Annotated in this window: 10 protein-coding genes and 3 pseudogenes; 8 read left to right on the forward strand and 5 right to left on the reverse strand. The window is 61.8% G+C overall.

Translation table 11 applies throughout. The features are described from left to right. Positions 1-80: 80 nt before the first annotated feature. The 7 genes from JQK15_RS18880 (at position 81) to JQK15_RS18910 (ending at position 13,075) form a co-directional block, all read left to right on the forward strand. Positions 81-794 (forward strand): FadR/GntR family transcriptional regulator, encoded by a 714-nt coding sequence (locus JQK15_RS18880; RefSeq protein ID WP_037520836.1) that lies wholly within the window; start codon positions 81-83, stop codon positions 792-794. 92 nt (positions 795-886) lie between these two features. Then, a complete protein-coding gene (locus tag JQK15_RS18885) occupies positions 887-3,748 on the forward strand; it encodes a TonB-dependent receptor (RefSeq protein ID WP_214866871.1) in 2,862 nt (953 codons plus the stop codon). Positions 3,749-3,810: 62 nt separating this feature from the next. Next, entirely contained in the window at positions 3,811-5,121 is a 1,311-nt protein-coding gene (locus JQK15_RS18890; RefSeq protein ID WP_214866873.1) for an MFS transporter, read from the forward strand. After that, positions 5,118-6,257, forward strand: coding sequence for a glycoside hydrolase family 88/105 protein (locus JQK15_RS18895; protein ID WP_214866875.1), 1,140 nt, complete (start codon positions 5,118-5,120; stop codon positions 6,255-6,257). Before JQK15_RS18890 ends, JQK15_RS18895 begins: the two co-directional genes overlap by 4 nt. A gap of 20 nt (positions 6,258-6,277) precedes the next feature. Next, positions 6,278-7,114: a 5-dehydro-4-deoxy-D-glucuronate isomerase gene (kduI, locus tag JQK15_RS18900; protein ID WP_214866877.1), complete on the forward strand. Its 837-nt coding sequence runs from the start codon at positions 6,278-6,280 to the stop codon at positions 7,112-7,114. A gap of 10 nt (positions 7,115-7,124) precedes the next feature. Beyond that, on the forward strand, positions 7,125-10,358 hold the full coding sequence (locus JQK15_RS18905; protein WP_214866879.1) for a glycoside hydrolase family 2 TIM barrel-domain containing protein: 3,234 nt from the start codon (positions 7,125-7,127) through the stop codon (positions 10,356-10,358). 1,073 nt (positions 10,359-11,431) lie between these two features. Then, the gene (locus JQK15_RS18910) at positions 11,432-13,075 is read left to right on the forward strand and encodes a Na/Pi cotransporter family protein (protein WP_285236586.1); all 1,644 of its coding nucleotides are present in this window, start codon (positions 11,432-11,434) and stop codon (positions 13,073-13,075) included. 209 nt (positions 13,076-13,284) lie between these two features. On the opposite strand, the pseudogene JQK15_RS18915 reads toward JQK15_RS18910, so the two are convergent. From JQK15_RS18915 to JQK15_RS18935, 5 genes and pseudogenes are all read right to left on the reverse strand, one after another. Beyond that, positions 13,285-14,098: pseudogene (locus tag JQK15_RS18915) on the reverse strand (IS110 family RNA-guided transposase); the annotation flags it as partial. An 81-nt stretch (positions 14,099-14,179) separates the two neighbouring features. After that, a pseudogene (locus JQK15_RS18920) lies at positions 14,180-14,982 on the reverse strand (acetyl-CoA C-acyltransferase); the annotation flags it as partial. 324 nt (positions 14,983-15,306) lie between these two features. Then, positions 15,307-15,987: pseudogene (locus tag JQK15_RS18925) on the reverse strand (SDR family NAD(P)-dependent oxidoreductase); the annotation flags it as partial. 177 nt (positions 15,988-16,164) lie between these two features. Then, a complete protein-coding gene (locus JQK15_RS18930) occupies positions 16,165-17,295 on the reverse strand; it encodes an acyl-CoA dehydrogenase family protein (RefSeq protein WP_021235857.1) in 1,131 nt (376 codons plus the stop codon). 75 nt (positions 17,296-17,370) lie between these two features. Continuing rightward, entirely contained in the window at positions 17,371-17,604 is a 234-nt protein-coding gene (locus JQK15_RS18935; RefSeq protein WP_214866883.1) for a hypothetical protein, read from the reverse strand. A 302-nt stretch (positions 17,605-17,906) separates the two neighbouring features. Here JQK15_RS18935 and JQK15_RS18940 point away from each other — a divergent pair, with 302 nt between their 5' ends. Next, positions 17,907-18,398, forward strand: a complete 492-nt coding sequence (locus tag JQK15_RS18940) for a hypothetical protein (protein WP_214866885.1) — start codon at positions 17,907-17,909, stop codon at positions 18,396-18,398. The last annotated feature ends 190 nt before the right edge of the window (positions 18,399-18,588 follow it).

An 18,588-nucleotide genomic window follows, 5' to 3' on the forward strand; every position in this document is an offset into this window, starting at 1 on the left:
TCGAATCAAACTTGCCAAGCCCTTGCTCACATTGCCGCAGGCTGGCAGGCTCGAAAAAGAATATTCACTGGAACGACATCATGGCCAAAGCCGCCTCACTCGCCGACATGCTCTACACCAAGCTGGAAGAGGATATCCTGTCCGGCCGCATCCCGCCCGGATCGCGCCTGCCCGCGCAAAAGGACATTGCCGAGCAGGAAAATGTCAGCCGCACCGTGGTCCGCGAAGCGGTCGCCCGGCTGGAGGCTCAGGGCTTTGCCGTCGCCCGCCAGGGATCGGGCGTGTTCGTGTCAGATGCCGCGCGCTACCGCGCCTTTCAGGTCACCAAGGATGAATTGTCCGAGCTATCGGACGTGATCAAATTGCTGGAAATGCGCCTGGCGATCGAGACCGAAATGGCCGGTCTTGCGGCTGCCCGCCGCACGAACGAAGATATTTCGGCGATGCGCGACGCACTACGCCGCATCCGCGAGGCCGAGGATCCGGCCGTCGCCGCCACAGCCGACAGCCAGTTCCACATGGCGATCGCCCGCGCGACCCGGAATGATTATTACGCCCGCTTCGTCGAGTTTCTGGGGGTGCGCCTGGTGCCGCCAAGCAGCCTCTACCTCAAATATCAGCCAGAAAGATCGCACGACGCCTATACCCACAAGGTCAGCGACGAACATGACGCGGTGCTTGACGCCATCGTCCGCATGGACATCGAAAAGGCGCGCCATGCCGCCCGCCATCACATGCAGGAAAGCCTTTTGCGCCATTCCGAACTCAACGACCTGATCAGCCGGGACGAATGATTGCATGACTAAAGTCTGACAATTGACATCCCCCTCAAAGTTGTATGATAACCTGATCAACACGATCAGAGTCGTGATGAGGGAGGATGGATATGAACAAGGCGTTTCCGTGCGTCGCCATGTCGGTGAGCATGCTGGCCATGATTGCGGCCTCGGCCCCCGCACTGGCCCAGGCAGAACCCCAACCGGCACCCCAGTCCGATGCAGCACAGGGCGAAGCCACCACCGCCGACATCGTCGTCACCGGCTTTCGCGGCAGCCTGCAAAAGGGGATCGAACTGAAGCGCGAAGCCGTGGGCGTACGCGACTCCATCGTTGCCGAGGACATCGGCAAATTCCCGGAGGCCAATGTCGCGGATTCCCTGCAGCGTATTCCGGGCGTGTTCCTCAGCCGCGACGGTGCATCGAACGAGGGCCAGCGCATCAGCATCCGCGGCCTGGGATCGGAATTCACCGTCACCACCATCAACGGCGCACCGGTGCGCACGACATCGTCACAGAATGTCGGCAGTTCGACCCGCGACTTCAATTATGACGTCTTCCCGTCCGAACTGTTCGGCCGTGTTGATGTCTACAAGACCCCGCTCGCCAATCTGGAAGAAGGTGGCATCGGCGGCAATGTCGACCTGCAAACGCCCCGCCCCTTCGACAGCAAGGACCGGGTCATCCGCTATACCGCCCAGGCCAATTACAATACCCAGTCGAAGAAGTGGCAGCCGCGCGGATCGCTGCTGCTGAGCGACACATGGGGCGATTTCGGTGTGCTGCTGGGCGCGGCCTATGCCAAGAATGTCAATGAACGGTCCGGCTTCCAGTCGACCGGCGGTTATAACAGCTCGGTTATCGGTTCGCGTGCCTATGCCGGCCCGACCACGACCGGTGGCCCGTTCCAGTTCCAGCTCGACCTGGACAATCCGCTGGCCAATTATGGATCGCTGACCCGCGACCAGGTGGCCAACGCCTATATGCCGCGCTTCTACCGCGTCTTCACCTCGAACAATGAGCGCGAGCGGCTGGGCCTGGTCGGGTCGCTGCAATATAAGTCGGATCGGCTGGAACTGAGCGCCGACGGCATCTTCTCGCAGCTCAAGGATCAGGCGGACGAGTTCACCTTTGGCGTCGCGGTGCGCAACTCCCGCACCGTGCCGGGGTCGACCAGCGCGCCGGGCACCGGCACCAATTCGGGCCTGATCCCGCTCGACGTAAAGATCGACGAATATAATAATCTTTACGGTACGTTCGGGAACAGCAGCTTCATCAACGAGAATTTCTTCCGCAATGCCCGCACCCGCTTCAAATATGGCATCATCCGGGGCGTCTATGACTTCACCGACAATCTGAAATTGTCGGCCCAGGCCAATCTGAGCGAGAGCAACGCCCGCTACACCGCCAACCGGATCGTCAGCAACATCTATGGCGTGACCAGCACCTTCGACCCGACCGGCAATGTCACCTATCCGACCATCAGTTCGCCGGTCGATTTCACCGATCCGTCAAACTACACCACGCCGACGCTGGGCTTCTCGCTCAACCGCGAGATCGACAAGCAGAAGACGGCACGCGCCGTGCTCGACTGGTCGCTGCTGGACGATGGCGAACGCCGGTTCGCGCTCAAGATCGGCGGCAGCTACGTGAACACGGGCAAGCGCATCTCGACCCAGGACGGCAGCAGCATCGCGGCCGGCAAGCTGGCCGGCCTCGACGTCTTTTCCTACATGGATCCCTATATCCAATATGGCGCGATCCGCGACGGCGGCAATTCGGGCTATCCGTCCCAATTTGCGAGCTTCCCGCGCTCCTTCGTGATGGACTATCTCGATGCCAACGCGGCGAACGAGGCGGCCAACGTCAATCTCAACGCTGCCTTCAACGCGAAGGAAATCGTCAAGACGGCCTTCTTCGAGAGCAATTTCGCCCTGCCGCTGTTCGGCAAGGAACTGCGCGGCTATGCCGGCCTGCGCTATTCCGACACCCGCACCATCATCAACAATTATCAAAGCGCGGGCGCCGGCGTCTTCCTGCCACAGCGGCGCGAGGGCGGCTATGAAAACTGGCTGCCATCGGCCAGCCTGGCCTATGACCTGACGTCCAACCTGCTGCTGCGTGCGTCAGCCGGCAAGACGATCACCCGTGCGGCGCTGACCGCCATTGCCGGCGGCACCATCGTGCCCAATGTCTTCAATCCCGACGTCACGGTCGGCAATCCCAATTTGCGGCCCCAGGTCGCGACCCAATATGACGCCGGCGTCGAATGGTATTTCGCCCCCGGCGCACTGCTGAGCGTCGGTGCCTTCAAGAAGGACATTACCGATCGTGCAACCGCGGTGCAGGACTTCGTCACCTTCGGCTCGCTCGGCCTGCCGTCGAGCGCGTTCAACACGACCTCGCTGGGCTTCCCCAGCGGCACCATCCCGGACGATTTCCTGATCCGCCGGACCCAATATATCAATCAGGGCCAGTTGAAACTGAAGGGGCTGGAATTTGCCTATCAGCAGAATTTCACCTTCCTGCCCAAGCCGTTCGACGGGCTTGGCTTTACCGGCAGCCTGACGCTGATCGACCAGAAGGGCGATGATTTCGTCACCACCGAAGGAACGCGCGTGCCGATCTCCTTCGTGCCGGAATATAGCTACAGCGCGACGCTCTTCTACGAAAAGGGTCCATTCGCGATCCGCGGTTCCTATAATTACCGTGCCAAGACCGGCATCACCTCGCAAAATACCGGCAACGACCAGATCCCCTATACCGCGCCGCAGGGCTTCCTCGACGGGACGATCAGCTACCGGTTCAGCGATGCGCTGGAGGTGCGCGTCGATGCGCTGAACATCACCAACGAAAATGTCTATATCTATTACCAGGATCCGGACGGACCGAAGGGCAATGGCCAGTCGCGGCGCGACAACAGCTTCTTCAACGGCACCACCATTTCGCTCGGCATTCGCGGCAAATTCTGACTCCTCCCCCCTTGGGCGCCGGGGACTGCACGCCCCGGTGCCCATCTTTTCGTGAGACGATCATGACCATGCCGCATCCCGCCCCGGATAATATCGATGATGCCGTTGCCGGCGCCAGCGATCGGGCCAGCCGCTATCGCTGGATGATCTGCGGGCTGCTGTTCGCGGCGACCGCGATCAACTATGTCGACCGGCAGATGATCGGCGTGCTCAAGCCTGTGTTGCAGGCCGAGCTTGGCTGGCGCGAGAGCGACTATGCCAATATCGTCTTCTGGTTCCAGTGCGCCTATGCGCTGGGTTTCCTGGCGATGGGCCGCTTCATGGACCGGGTCGGCGCGCGGATCGGCTATGCCGCCGCCTTCACCTTCTGGACGCTCGCCCATGCCGCCCATGGCCTGGTCAGCGGCATTGCCCAGTTTATCGCCGTCCGCTTTGCCTTGGGCATTGGCGAGGCCGGCAATTTCCCGGCCGGCCTGAAGGTCGTGGCCGAATGGTTTCCGCAGAAAGAACGGGCGTTGGCGATCGGCCTGTTCAACGCCGGCGCCAATGTCGGCGCGATCGCCACGCCGCTGATCGTGCCCGCCATCACCATCGCCTATGGCTGGCGCGCCGCCTTCATCGTCACCGGCCTCGCCAGCCTGGTCTGGGTGGCGGCCTGGCTGTTCATCTATCGCCGGCCAGAGGATCATGCGCGCGTATCCCCCGGTGAACTCGCCTACATCCGCAGCGATCCGGTGCGCGCCAGCGCGCCCATCCCTTGGTCGCGCCTGTTCACCATCCGCCAGACCTGGGCCTATGCGCTGCCCAAATTCTGCATCGATCCGATCTGGTGGATGTTCCTCTTCTGGCTGCCCGATTTCCTCGGCAAGCGTTACGGCCTCGACCTCAAGAGCTTCGGTCCGCCGCTGGTCGTCATCTATCTAATGTCGGACGCGGGCAGCGTGCTGGGCGGCTGGGCATCGTCGCGGCTGATCGCGAGGGGCTGGAGCGTCAATGCCGCGCGCAAGGCGACGTTGCTGGCGTGCGCGCTGGCGGTGTTGCCAGTGGTGACCGTCCAGTCAATCGACAATCTCTGGGCGGCGGTGCTGCTGATCGGCCTTGCGACCGCCGGGCATCAGGCCTTTTCCGCCAATATCCTGACCCTGCCGTCCGACCTGTTCCCGCGCGCCGCCGTGGGATCGGTGGTCGGCATCGGCGGCACGGCCGGCGCGATCGGCGGCATGCTGATCGCCCAGTTTGTCGGCTATGTGCTGGACATGACCGGCAGCTATGCCCTGATCTTCGCCGTCGCCGGCAGCGCCTATCTGGTGGCGCTGGCGCTGCTCCACATCATCAGTCCCCGTCTCTTGCCAACTGGAGAGCTTGCATCATGACCTTCCGCTCCTTCGCGCCGATCATGCTGGCCTGCGCCATCGCCGCGCCGGCCCATGCCGCCCAGCCCGCCCGCACACCGATCGAGGCGGCGGTAAAGCTGGCCGACTGGCAATTGGCGCGACTCGACGATCTGTCGCACATCCCCAGCGCCACCGACGAAACGCGCAAGACACGCGGCTGGGAACAGGCAGTGTTCTGGGTCGGCATGACCGCCCTCGCCGACGCCGGCGCGCCACCTCGGATCAAGGAGGCAATCCTAGCGATGGGCCAGCGCAATGGCTGGAAACCCGGCGACAATCTCTATTTCGCCGACGATCAGGCGATCGCCCAGGCCTATCTCTGGGCCGCAGCTCATGGTGCCGGCAAGGATGCGCTGGCGCCGACCCGCGCCGCGTTCGACACGGTGGTCGACAAGCCGGCGGTCACCACCCTTGCCTTCGCCATCCCGCCCCAGGGCTATGGCGCGACCGAGTGCCTCAAGCGCTGGTGCTGGTGCGATGCCCTGTTCATGGCGCCGCCCGCCTTTGTCGAGTTGTCGCGCCAGACCGGCGATGATCGATATATGCGCTTTGCGATGAAGGAATTCTGGGCAACCACCGACTTCCTGTTCGACCCTGCCGAGCATCTCTATTATCGCGACAGCCGCTTCTTCGAGCGGCGCGACGACAAGGGCCGCAAGCAGTTCTGGAGCCGGGGCAATGGCTGGGTATTCGGCGGCATCGCACGCGTCCTCCCGCTGCTGGCACAGGACAGCCCCGACCGCAGCCGGATGGAAGCGCTGTTCAAGGAGATGGCGGCCAAGATCAAGACGCTGCAGAAGCCGGACGGCTATTGGGCACCCTCGCTGCTGGCACCGGAAAATGCGCCGCCCGAAACCAGCGGCACCGCCTTCTACACCTATGGCCTCGCCTGGGGGATCAAGGCCGGGCTGCTGCCCCGCGCCGAATATGAACCGGTAGTGCGCAAGGGCTGGGCCGCGCTGCAAAAGGCGATCCAGCCCGACGGCCGACTGGGCTGGGTCCAGCAGGTCGGCGACCGGCCCGACAAGGTGGCCGCCAGCGACACCCAATATTATGGCGTCGGCGCCTTCCTGATGGCTGCGACCGCGGTGGCCGCGCTCGACGCGCAACGCTGACGCGCGGGAGGACCAGCGGCATGTTCGAAAAAACCTATTACGCCACCCATCCCGCGATGATGGACGGCGCCAGCAATGAGGATCTGCGCGACCGGCATCTGGTATCCGGCCTGTTCCGCGCGGGGGAAATCACCCTCACCTACTCCCATGGCGAACGGTTCATCATCGGCGGCGCGGTGCCGGGCGTCGGGACGCTGGACCTGCCATGCCAGAGCGAACCGGAAAGTGCGGCCGGCCATCCGCTGCTGGAACGGCGCGAGATGAGCGTCGTCAATATCGGCAAGGGCGACGGCATGGTCCGCGTCGATGGCACCAACCACAGGCTCGCCCGCTATGAAGCGCTCTATATCCCTATGGGGTCACAGGCGGTCAGCTTCAGCGGTGACGGCGCGCGTTTCTATCTGCTCAGCGTCCCGGCGCACGCCGCCTTTCCCCTGCGCAAACTGTCGCAGGCGGACAGCAACCCGATGCAGCGGGGCAGCCTGGAGACGTCCAACGAACGGACAATCTATCAGTTGATCCTGCCCCATCTGTGCCAGAGCGCGTCGCTGTGCCTGGGCCTCACCCGGCTGGAGCCCGGCAGCGTCTGGAACACCATGCCGCCCCATGTCCATGAGCGGCGATCGGAAATCTATCTCTATTTCGATCTGGAAGAGGAGGATAGAATCTTCCACTATATGGGCCAGCCGGACGCATTGCGGCACATTATCATGGAGAATGAGGACGTCGTGATCTCGCCGCCGTGGTCGGTGCATATGGGTGCAGGCACCCGCAACTACAGCTTCATCTGGGCCATGGCCGGCGAAAATCTCGATTATGAGGACATGGACGTCCTCGATATCTGCCAGTTGAAATAAGGGGATGGCAATGCACGGACGGATCTGGACCCTGGCGGCGGTCAGCACAGTGGCGCTGGCGGGCGGCGCGCTGGCGCAGGGCGGGCCGCCGCAGGTGCAGCCCGTGCAGGTCGATCCCGCCCGTCCCGACTGGGAAAATCCCGCCGTCTTCGCGATCGGCAAGCTGCCTGCCCGCGCCACCGCCTTTCCGTTCGAGAGCCGGGACCGCGCGCTGGCCGGCCATCGCACCCAATCGGACCGCTTTCTATCGCTGAACGGGGAATGGAAGTTCGCCTTCTCGCCCGATGCCGACACATTGCCCACCGGGTTCGAGCAGCCGGATTTCGACGTGTCGGGCTGGAAATCGATCAAGGTGCCGGCCGACTGGCAGGCGGAGGGCTATGACCAGGCCCGCTACAATAATATAACCTACCCCTTCCCCGCCAACCGGCCGCTAATCCCCCATGCGACCAATCCGGTCGGCTCCTATCGCCGCGACATCGATCTGCCGACGGGCTGGAACGGACAGGATGTCGTGCTGCATATCGGGGCGGCGGGCTCGGCTTATTATGTCTGGGTCAACGGCCAGAAGGTCGGCTATTCCGAAGACAGCAAGCTGCCGTCGGAATTCGACGTCACCCGCTTCGTCCGCCCCGGCCGCAACAGCATCGCCATCCAGATATTCCGCTGGTCGGACGGCTCCTATCTCGAGGATCAGGATTTCTGGCGCGTATCGGGCATCGAGCGCGAGGTGTTTCTGATGGCCGCGCCCCGGACGCGCATCCGCGACTTCTTCGCCCATGCCGGCTTCGACAATAAGACGGGCGCCGGCAAGCTGGCGGTCGATGTCGCGGTCACGCCGGGGGCCGCGACCAGCGCCCGCTATGTGCTGATGGACGGTGATCGCACCGTCATCGAAGGCCGCCAGCCCGTTGCCGCAGGCCAGGCCGAACGCAGCGTGACACTGACCGGCCTGGTCGACAAGGTGAAGCCATGGACGGCCGAGACGCCCAATCTCTACATGCTGCTGGTCGAACTCTATGATGCGCGGGGGCGGGTCATCCAGTCCAGCTATGCGCGGATCGGCTTCCGCACCGTGGCGATGCAGAATGGCGTCGTCACGGTGAACGGCAAGCCGATCACCATTCGCGGCGTCAACCGCCACGAACATGATCCCGAAACCTTCCACGTCATCTCGCTGGAATCGATGGAGCGCGACATCCAGCTGATGAAGCGCAATAATATCAATGCGATCCGCACGTCGCACTACCCCAATGATCCGCGCCTCTACGAGCTTGCCGACCGCTATGGCCTCTATGTCATGGACGAGGCGAATATCGAGAGCCACGCCTATATGGACTATGCCAACAAACATGGTGACCGGCGCGCCGAATTCCAGATCGGCTTCGACCCGGCCTGGAAGGATGCCCATGTCAGCCGCGTCGCCAACATGGTGGAGCGCGACAAGAACCATCCCTCGATCCTCTTCTGGTCGCTGGGCAATGAAGCGGGGATAGGCCCTAATTTCGCCGCCGCCGCAGCTGCCACCAAGGCGCGCGATCCCGATCGGCTGGTCAGCTATCTGGGCTGGGGCACATGGGACGGGATCGGCGATCACCGCCCCAATGACTATGCCGACATCTATGCGCCCATGTATGATCCGGTCGCCAAGCTGGTCGACTACGCCAGCAACTGGAATTTCCGGCAGCCGATGATCCAGTGCGAATATGCCCATATGATGGGCAATTCGGGCGGCAATCTGAAGGATTATTGGGACGCGATCTACGCCCATCCCGACAAGCTGCAGGGCGGCTTCATCTGGGACTGGGTCGACCAGTCCATGTATCGCTACACCAAGGATGGGCGGCGCTATTGGGGCGATGGCGGCGAATATGGCCCCAATCCGGGTGGCGACATCGAATTTGGCGACGGCCTGCTCCAGTCCGACCGCACTCCCAATCCCGCCCTCTACGAACTGCGCAAGGTCTACGCACCGATCCAGTTCGACGGCTTCGGTCCGGCGAGCGGCCGCCTGACCGTCCACAACCGGCATGATTTCATCGACCTGTCGGGCTTCAGCTTCGACTGGGCGCTGCTGGAGGATGGCGTGGAGGTTGCGCGTGGGTCGCTCGCCGCGCCACATGTCCCCGCCCATGGCGCGGCTGCAATGACGCTGCCGATCGCAACCATGCCGCGCCGGGCCGGGTCGGAATATTTCGTGACGATCAGCGCCCGAGCCAAAGCCGGCTCAATCCCCGCCGTGGAAGCTAATGCGCTGGTCGGGTGGGAACAGTTCGCCCTGCAACGGGACACGCCGGCCCTGCCCGCCGCCGCCAGCGGCTCCGTTGCTATCAGCGACAAGGGCGGCGCGATCAGCCTCAACGCCGGCGACGCGGCACTGGTGATCGACCGGGCGAGCGGCCTGGTCCGTTCCTACAGCAAGGGTGGCCGGATGCTGGCGCAGGGTGGCGCGCCGCATTTCTGGCGCGCGGTGACCGACAATGACATCGGCATCGGCACCGACAAGCAATTCGCGATCTGGGAAGGGATAAGCGGGCAGCGCAAGGTCAGCGCGATCCGCCTGATGCCCCAGACCGACGGTAGCCGCGCCGTCGAGGTCGATTATAAACTGGGCGACGGCGCGGCCAGCTTCACCAGCATCTACCGCATGGCCGGCGACGGCTCGGTGACCATCTCCGGCAGCTTCACCCCCATCAAACCCGACCTGCCGCCGCCCTTCCGCATCGGGCTGGCCTTCAGCCTTCCCTCCGATCTCGATACGATCGAATGGTATGGCCGCGGCCCACATGAAAGCTATGTCGATCGCAAGACGTCGGCACCGATCGGCCTGTGGCGCGGCGCGCTGGCGGAGCAGAATCACGATTATATCCGACCTCAGGAGACCGGCAACAAGGTCGATGTCCGCTGGATGGAACTGTCAGGCGGCAGCGCTGGCCTGCGCGTGCAGGGCGAGCAACCGATGATGATGAACGCCCTCGCCTTCCCCTATGCCGATCTCGACCGGCACCAGCCGGGCACCTGGAAATCGTCGGACATCCGGCCGCACGATCAGGGCACACTGCTGATCGACACGGCGCAATGGGGCGTGGGCGGCGACACCCAGTGGAGCGAGTTTGGCAAGCCCATGGCCGCCTATCGCACCACCAGCGCGCCGACGCGCTTCAGCTTCCGCCTGAGTTCCTTCGCCGGCACGGGCACCACGCCCGACAAGGCGAAGTCAGCGCGGGCGACTGGGGTTGAGTGAGAGAGGCCGCTAAGACGCGGACACAGAAAAGCCGCCTTGGGGATATCCGAGGCGGCGTGTGTGTGTGTGTTGTGGGTTTGGTTGCGGGAGGGCGATCTAACAGAGACCGACAAACGCCAGGAAGATCTGGTTTGTCGGTATCGGTGGTTGCGGGGGCTCGCAACCACCGATACCGACAAACGTTGGAGGTGAAAATTTGAAGCGTCCCCACCCCCTTTCTGAAGCTCAGAATCTGATTCCATGACCATAGGTGACCGCAGGCTTCTATTTCCGCAGAAGTCGATCACGGCCGGTCGATCATATGAGATTCGATGAAAGTCCCGGTCATCACTGAAGCTGCCGATTAGTTCTACGGAGCGGTTTGTCGGCAATGCTCATTCATCCGACCATGCCGGCGCCGCGCCTCAAGGTTGCTATCGACGGTGCGTCCGGATCGGTCAGAGAGATTTTGCTTGTCAGGGACCTCTTCGACCTAGGCGTTGCATCTGGCGCCGTAGGCCGGCGAACTTCTCCCGGATATTGTCGGCCTGCATCCCCGGGACATCGCTCTTCTTTCGGTGGTCCGGGTCATGCGTGGCAAGGTGGCGCTCGCTGAGCAATCTGGTGCACTTCCGGCTTATTCCAGGGCGGCGCTATGACAGCGTCGGGGTGGCGCAGCTGCTCGACGGCATCGCGTTTGACGAGCTGATCCCGCGAGGCGCTCGAAGGCGATGCGCTACTCAAACTCAACGAACGGGCTGCTCGTGTCGCTATCTCCCGGCATGCCTTCAGCGCACAGAAGCACACTGCCCGCTATCGCGCGAAGCAGATCGCAAAGGCGCTGTCCCCTATCCACCGAAAATCCGCTGCACATTGATCCAACGTGGATCGTGGTTTCAAGGCCGTCTCTCTGGTCTGCACGACGGCCACGAAATCGCGTGACCAGCACGGCTGGTAACAACAGCCGTCTCACTATGGCGATCTTGTGACAGAAGGATGTGGACAGGAGATGTCCAAGGGACCATCTGCGAATGGGTGCGAGAGGACATTAACGACCTCTGCTTCATGATGAGGACTGACCGACGAACATCACGCTGACCCTTCTCGACCTGGCCGGCACTGTCGCTCTGCTGCTGTGGGGCGTCCACATGGTCCAGACCGGCGTGCAGCGGGCGCTGGGCGCGAGGCTCCGGTCATTCCTGGCGCACAGCCTCCACAACCGCCTCAGTGCCTTCTTCGCCGGGCTTGGCGTCACCGCGCTGCTCCAGAGCAGCACCGCCACCGGGCTGATGGTGACGGGCTTCGGCGCCGAAGGGCTGGTTTCGTTGACCCAGGGCCTCGCGATCATGCTCGGCGCCAATGTCGGCACGACGCTGATCGTCCAGCTGCTTTCCTTCGACGTCTCGCTGGTCGCGCCGATCCTCGTCCTCGCGGGCTATTTCCTGTTCCGCCGCGCGCGAGCCGGCACGCGGGATTTCGGCCGCGTGTTCATCGGCTTGGGACTGATCCTGTTCGCGCTCCACCAGTTCCTTGCCCTGCTCGGTCCCATCACCGCCAATCCGCTCACGCGCGCGTTTCTTGAGGCGCTGTCCACCCATATCGTGTTCATCATGCTGATCGGCGTCGCGCTCGCCTGGGCGGCCCATTCGAGCGTGGCGATCGTCCTGCTCGCCATGTCGCTCGCCACCAATGGCGTGCTCACCGTAGCCGGCGGCATCGCCCTGGCGCTCGGCGCCAATGTCGGCACGGCGCTCAATCCAGTAGTGGAAGGCGGCGGGAACGACCCTGCCGCGCGACGACTTCCCCTCGGCAATCTGCTGGCGAGGATAGGCGGAGTGTTGGCGATCCTCGCGGTCTATCCGTGGATCACGCCGTTCGTCACCGGCATCGAAAGCGCTCCAGCACGCGCCATCGCCGATTTCCACCTCGGCTTCAATCTCGTGCTGGCGCTGCTGCTTTTCCCCTTGCTCAAGCCCTACAGCCGTCTGCTTGAACGGTTGCTGCCGTCGCATCCGCAGGACGAAAGCCCGGATGCGCCACGCTATCTTCAGCTGGTCGCGGCCGGTGCGCCGGTCGCCGTGGCGCTGGCCGGCGCCACGCGCGAGGCGTTGCGCCTCTCCGACGTGCTGGAGGAAATGCTTGCCGGGCTGCACGACGCGCTCGCCAATCCGAGCCGGCGACAGATAAAGGAGACCCGTGCCCTAGACGACCGGCTTGACCGGCTCAACCGGGCCATCAAGGAAAACCTGCTGGCGATCGACACTGGCCGGCTTGACGAACTCACCAACGAAAAGCTCGCTCGAATCCTGACCTTCTCGATCAATCTTGAGCAGGCCGGCGACCTGATCGACCGGGGCCTGCTCGGCATCGCCAGCCGCCGGATCAAGCGCGGCGTGGCTTTCTCCAGGGAAGGCAACGCCGATCTCGTCGCACAGGTCGATCGGCTTCGCGAGACGCTGCACAATTCAACTGCCGTGTTCCTGAGCGGCGACATCGCGGCAGCACGCGCGCTCGTATCGGAAAAAGACGTGTTCCGGTGCCTGGAGGAAGATGCGACGGCGGCGCATTTTGACCGGCTGCGTTCGGGAAATGTCGAGACGGTTGAGACCAGCGCGCTTCACCTCGATGCGCTGCGTGACCTCAAGCGGGTCAGCAGCCATCTTATCGAGGCATCCGCCTATCCAATCCTCAAGAAGCGCGGTGACCTCCTGCCGACCAGGCTGAGGACGGTGGAATAGCGAGATAGGCAAGCAAGAGCTGCGTTATTGGTCCCATGCGATTTACAGCCTTTCCGCTGAGGAATGATCGTGCCAAAGCCGACAACGGGTTCGATAATCTTTCGACTGAGCTAGAAACGACATCCGAGAATGTCAAACGGCCCGCAAACGCGACCCCACGGCGTCGGAGAGGGCCCCCTTTTCGAGATTGAGCGGAGGGTTTTGGTGACGGCCTGCAGATCGTTCGCTAGGCACGAGGCCCAGATAGCTCATGAGCTGCCTGGGATTCTCGAAGCGCATCACGTCGCCGAGCTCCGCAGCGAAGGTGACGGGGACGATCAGATCGACACCACGAAGGGCCTGTAGGCTGCGTACGAGGGGTTCGAGAGACCAGCCTGGCAGGAACTCTTCGATCGCCGCTTCGATGCGTTTGATCCGCTCGCTGGCCAGTCGCAGTGCATCGACCATCTCCTGAAGGGCGATCTGGTGAGCCGGATGGTCGAACCGCTGTTCCTGCAGCCATCGCAGATATCGCATCGACCACGTCTTCTTCCGTGGGAAGATCCTGCCATGCTTAAGCATGAACGACGTGATGTGCTGGCGATGGACGCGCTGCGTCTCGACAGCTGCCGAGCGGCCGCGAACCAGATCGCGCATAGCTTCATGGCTTTCGTCCGGCACCCATACCGCAGTAAGCTCGCCCGCGCGCAACAGCCGCGCCAGTCCGATCGCATCCCGGCGGTTGGTCTTCACCTGATCGCCTTGACGTCGTGGAATGAGCGAGGGTGCGACGACCGTGCACTCGAAGCCCATCGACTTGATCAGACGATGAAGTCCGTATCCCGTCGGCCCTGCCTCATAGCAAAAGGTGACACTTTCGTGCTTTGCGGCAAGCCGTTTCACCAAGCGACGCATGCTCGCCTTGTCGGCGTCGAACTCGCCCAGATACCTCACTTCGCCCATGCGTCCGCCGTTGGCGACGGCTACAGCGTTGCGCAGCTTTGCAACGTCAATGCCTACAAATGCCTCTCTCTGCTCGACCATGACACCTTCTCCGCGATAGCGAAGGCTCGGCACCTGCGCCGCCCTCGCCACCACAGTGTAAGCGTAGGGTCGCCCTCAGTCGCTCAGCGGACATACGGTCTTACGCTTCAGCGCCGCCTCGCTCACAATCATCGCAGCGCTCGCGCCGTCGGTCATCTGACTCGCATTCGCAGCGGTGATCGACCCGCCTTTCTCAAGCTCCTTGACGGCAGCCATCGCCTCCATAGTGCCGCCGCGACGCACGCCGTCGTCGGTGTCGAATACACCTTGCGGCGTAACGACCGGGATGATCTCCGCCTTGAACGCGCCGCTGTCGATCGCGGCGGCCGCCTTTACATGGCTTCCCAGCGCGTATGTGTCCATGTCCTCACGGGTGAAGTCATATTTATCGGCGATCATCTGTGCGCCATGGAACTGACTAAACTCAGTCACGCCGTAGCGATTCTGGATGCTCTTGGGCCAAGGGCCAACACCGATGCCAGCGGACCCATGCAGTTGAAAGTTCGATCCCATTGGCACGCGAGTCATGCTCTCGGCGCCGGCGGCGATGACGACGTCCTGGGTGCCTGACATGATCGCCTGGGCGGCAAAGTGTATGGCCTGCTGCGAAGAGTCGCACTGCCGGTCAATCGTTACAGCCGGCACGCTGTCAGGTAGTTTCGATACAAGAACGAGATTGCGGCCCAATGCGAACGCCTGCTCGCCGGCCTGGCTGACGCACCCGACAATCACGTCGTCGATCGCCGCGGGATCGATCCCGATTCGATCAACCAGCGCATTAAGTACCGTGGCGCCGAGATCGGCTGGGTGAATATCGATAAGTCCCCTTTACGGGCGCATCCCCCTGCGGTGCGAACGGCTTCCACGATATAGGCGTTTGCCATGCATCAAGCTCCTCTGAATTTCGCTGTTTTCCTCGGATATGATGGGCGGCGATGTCTTCCCTGACTTTGGAAGTGCCGGCGCCGGCGGGCCGTTGACCTAGGTCAGCAGCGGCCTCGGCATTTTGGTGAACCGCATCACTGCCGAGCCGAGACCGGTGATCAACTCGCCAAGCACCTCTTCCGGTCGATCCTAGGTCGATGACATGCTCCCGGTGCCGCGAATGCCAAAACAGCTTACCCTTGCCGCTAATCCCGAGGGGGTAGCCGGAGGGATCGGTTTGATAGTTGATGGCCCCACGACGCAGTGCTTTCGCAAGAGCGGGTTCAACCGAGTTGCGGAAATCCCCACGCCATTGGTATAGGACCGTCCAAACGAATCACTTCACCGTTCAGCATGGGATTCCGCACAATCGCTTCGACCAGCTGCCCATATTCTTCAGGGCGGCCGAGGCGGCTTGGATGGGGACCTGTGTGCCGAGCGTGTCTGAACCTGCTGTGGGGGGACTTCAACATTGGCGTCAGAAAGATGCCCGGGGCAACCATTATCTCGCGGATCTTATGTTGCGCCAGATCACGCGCGACTGGCAGCGTCATGCCGGCGACTCCGCTATTGGAGGTGGCAAAAGCCGCCTGCCCGATCTGGCCATCGAAAGCCACGACTGACGACGTGTTGACAATCACCCCACGTTCTCCCTTTATCTCTGTTGTAGCTACGGCGCGCGCGGCAACTTTGGAAATGACGTCGAATGTGCCTATTAGGTTGACCTCGATCGTCTTGCGGTACGTCTCGAGCGAATGGGGGATGTTGTTGTTACCTACGGTTTTAGCCCCAGGCGCAACTCCCGCGCAGTTGACCAGGAAGCGCGCCACGCCATGAGCTTCCTCAGCCTTGTCGAGTGCGATATCGACACTCGCGTCATCGGCTACGTCGCCGCTTATGAACTTGCAACCCAAGTCCGCCACGATTGCCTTGCCGGACGCGTCATCTAGATCGAGGATCGTAACTTTTGCACCATTTCACGCGAGCATTCGCGACCGCTGCGGTACTATCGATGTTCACTGCTTCATTACTTTCATACCGAACGACCGACACTCCGGAATCAACGCCTGCGGTGCGATCTCGCACATCAGAACCCAACGCGTGTAGAACCTAGCGGTGATTCAATCGCTATACATTGCTAACTACAAGCTGCGCGCGATCAGCTCCTTCATGATTTCGTTGGTGCCAGCATAGATCTTCTGTACGCGGGCGTCGGCCCATGCGTGAGCTATGGGATATTCGGCCATGTAACCGTAGCCGCCGAAGAGTTGCAGGCATTCGTCGATGACTTCGCATTGTTTCTGTGTGGTCCACCATTTGGCGATGGCGCCGTCCGTCGCAGAAAATTCGCCGTTTGCATGATCGTTAATGCAATTGTCGAGATAAATGCGTGCTACGGTCGTATGGGACTTTGCCTCAGCAAGTTTGAACCGCGTATTTTGGAAATCGAACACTGCCTGTCCGAAGGCGCGACGCTCCTTTGTGTAGGCGATAGTGAGATCGACGGCAGCCTCCATGGCCCCTACTGCCTGAACGGCCATCAAGAGGCGCTCCTGCGGCAGTTGCTGCATCATGTACGGTAGGCCGCGGCCCTGCTCACCCAGCAAGTTGCTGGCAGGAACGCGACAATCGTCAAAAAACAGTTCGGCCGTGTCGCTCGCTTTGAACCCAATTTTCTCGAGATTGCGACCTCGCCGAAACCCCTCTAGTTCTTCGGTCTCTACGACGATAAGCGAGAGACCGCTATGGGTTCCTGGCGGCTCGGTTTGGCACGCGACGATGATGATATCGGCGAGATGGCCATTGGTGATGAAGGTCTTGGCACCGCTTATTACCCACTCGTCGCCATACCGTTTCGCGGAGGTGCGGATCCCCCGGAGGTCCGATCCTCCTTCCGGTTCGGTCATAGCCATGGCCCCAACCTTTTCGCCAGCGGCCATCGCTGGCAGCCAACGATCCTTTTGTGCGTTGGTGCCATAATGGGCGATATATGGGGCAACAATACCGCTGTGTATTGGCACGCCGAAGTCGGGAAAACCGGCCCGAGCCAGTTCTTCGATAAAAACGACCTCGTGCCGGATATCGCCGCCAGCGCCCCAAGGTTCTGGAATCCCACACAGAAGAAGGCCCGCCTCTCCTGCCTTTCTCCAGAGTTCGCGATCGACGCAGCGCTGCTCGCGAAAGCGGGAGAGGTGGGGCACAACCTCCGACTTAATGAAGCGGTTGGCGCTGCGGCGGAAGATCGCAAGCTCCTCAGAAATTTCACTAGCCATCAAGTTTTTCTCTCTCGCTCACGCGATCGCTCCCGTGGGAGCCAAACACGAAAAAGTGAAGCGCACACTGCGGCATTACTGAAAGCGTTGACCTGTTATCAAGATCGCCGTCTCGAGGCGCATCATCGGGCGTGTGAGCGCGACTGAAACTGCCGAACGGTTCTTGTTGATACGACATGCGCCCTTCGATCTGGCGGCAACTCCGCAATCATAAGCGTTCAGCAGCATGTCTACCCAATCTGCCCGCGACGAGATCAAAATGGAGCCATGGCCTAGCGCAACAACCATACTCAACAAGACGGTGACCATGATATCCCCTCTGCAGCACCACCTATCAACCGGCGTCTTTACCGCTAAAGACTATATACTTCGATATCGAAGTCATTTCAAGGAGGAGGGTCACTGCCCCTTATCATTTTAACTCGGGAGACCCCTGGGAAAATGGCTACATCGCAAGATTCAGTGCCTGCCTTCGCAATGACCTGCTCAACGGTGAGATTTTCTGCAGCTGTTGTTGTTGCCCCCTTAAGGTCTGACAGGTCCTCATGGGTTGAGCGGTCGATAAATTCGCGCGGTGGTTTGTAGCCGAGAGCCCGGTGCGGATGCACGCGATGTTCGAGTGGTTGCCCGGATCGGGCGTCCGGGCCGACGAATCTCCAGCATGCAGGGCGCCGCGTCGTCCGACGATCCTCGCACGCTGGTTTTGGTGCGGCTCCGTTGTGTGCGGTCGCAGCATTTTTTGTGAGCAATTCGACGCCGGCGTCCTGGCTCGATATGGCCGACGCACTCAGCGGCTTGAGACAATTGTCCACCATCTCGGGCTGGAGCTCGGCGGCAAGCTTGGATCCGAAGTTGGCAATCGCGTGATGATGCCCGTGAGCAAAGACGCTCTACTGCGAGTAGTACTGCGGCGTGCCTTCGATCGGCATGACGAGCTCCATGTCATAGGCATTGATGACTTCGGTTTTCTGCAAGGCCAGACATATTGTACGATTGTTTACGACCTCGCGCGCCGGAAGCCGGTCAGGTTGTCGCCGGATCGGGCACTGGAAACGTCGCGAGCCTGGCTTGCCAAGCGTCCGTCAATATCGATTGTCGCCTGAGACCGGGGCGGTGGCTATGGGGAAGCGATTGCAAGAGGATTGCCTGTTGCCAATCAAGTTGCCGATCGTTGACACCTCCTGGAAAAACTTCAGCCGAGCGTTTCAGGATGCCGTCACCAAATCCATGCGCCAGATCAGGCAGGCTTGTCGCGCGACAATCAGGATGAGAGAGCGTGGAGTAACGGTCCCG

The organism is Sphingobium sp. BHU LFT2, from assembly GCF_018604485.1.
GTDB lineage: Bacteria > Pseudomonadota > Alphaproteobacteria > Sphingomonadales > Sphingomonadaceae > Sphingobium > Sphingobium yanoikuyae_A.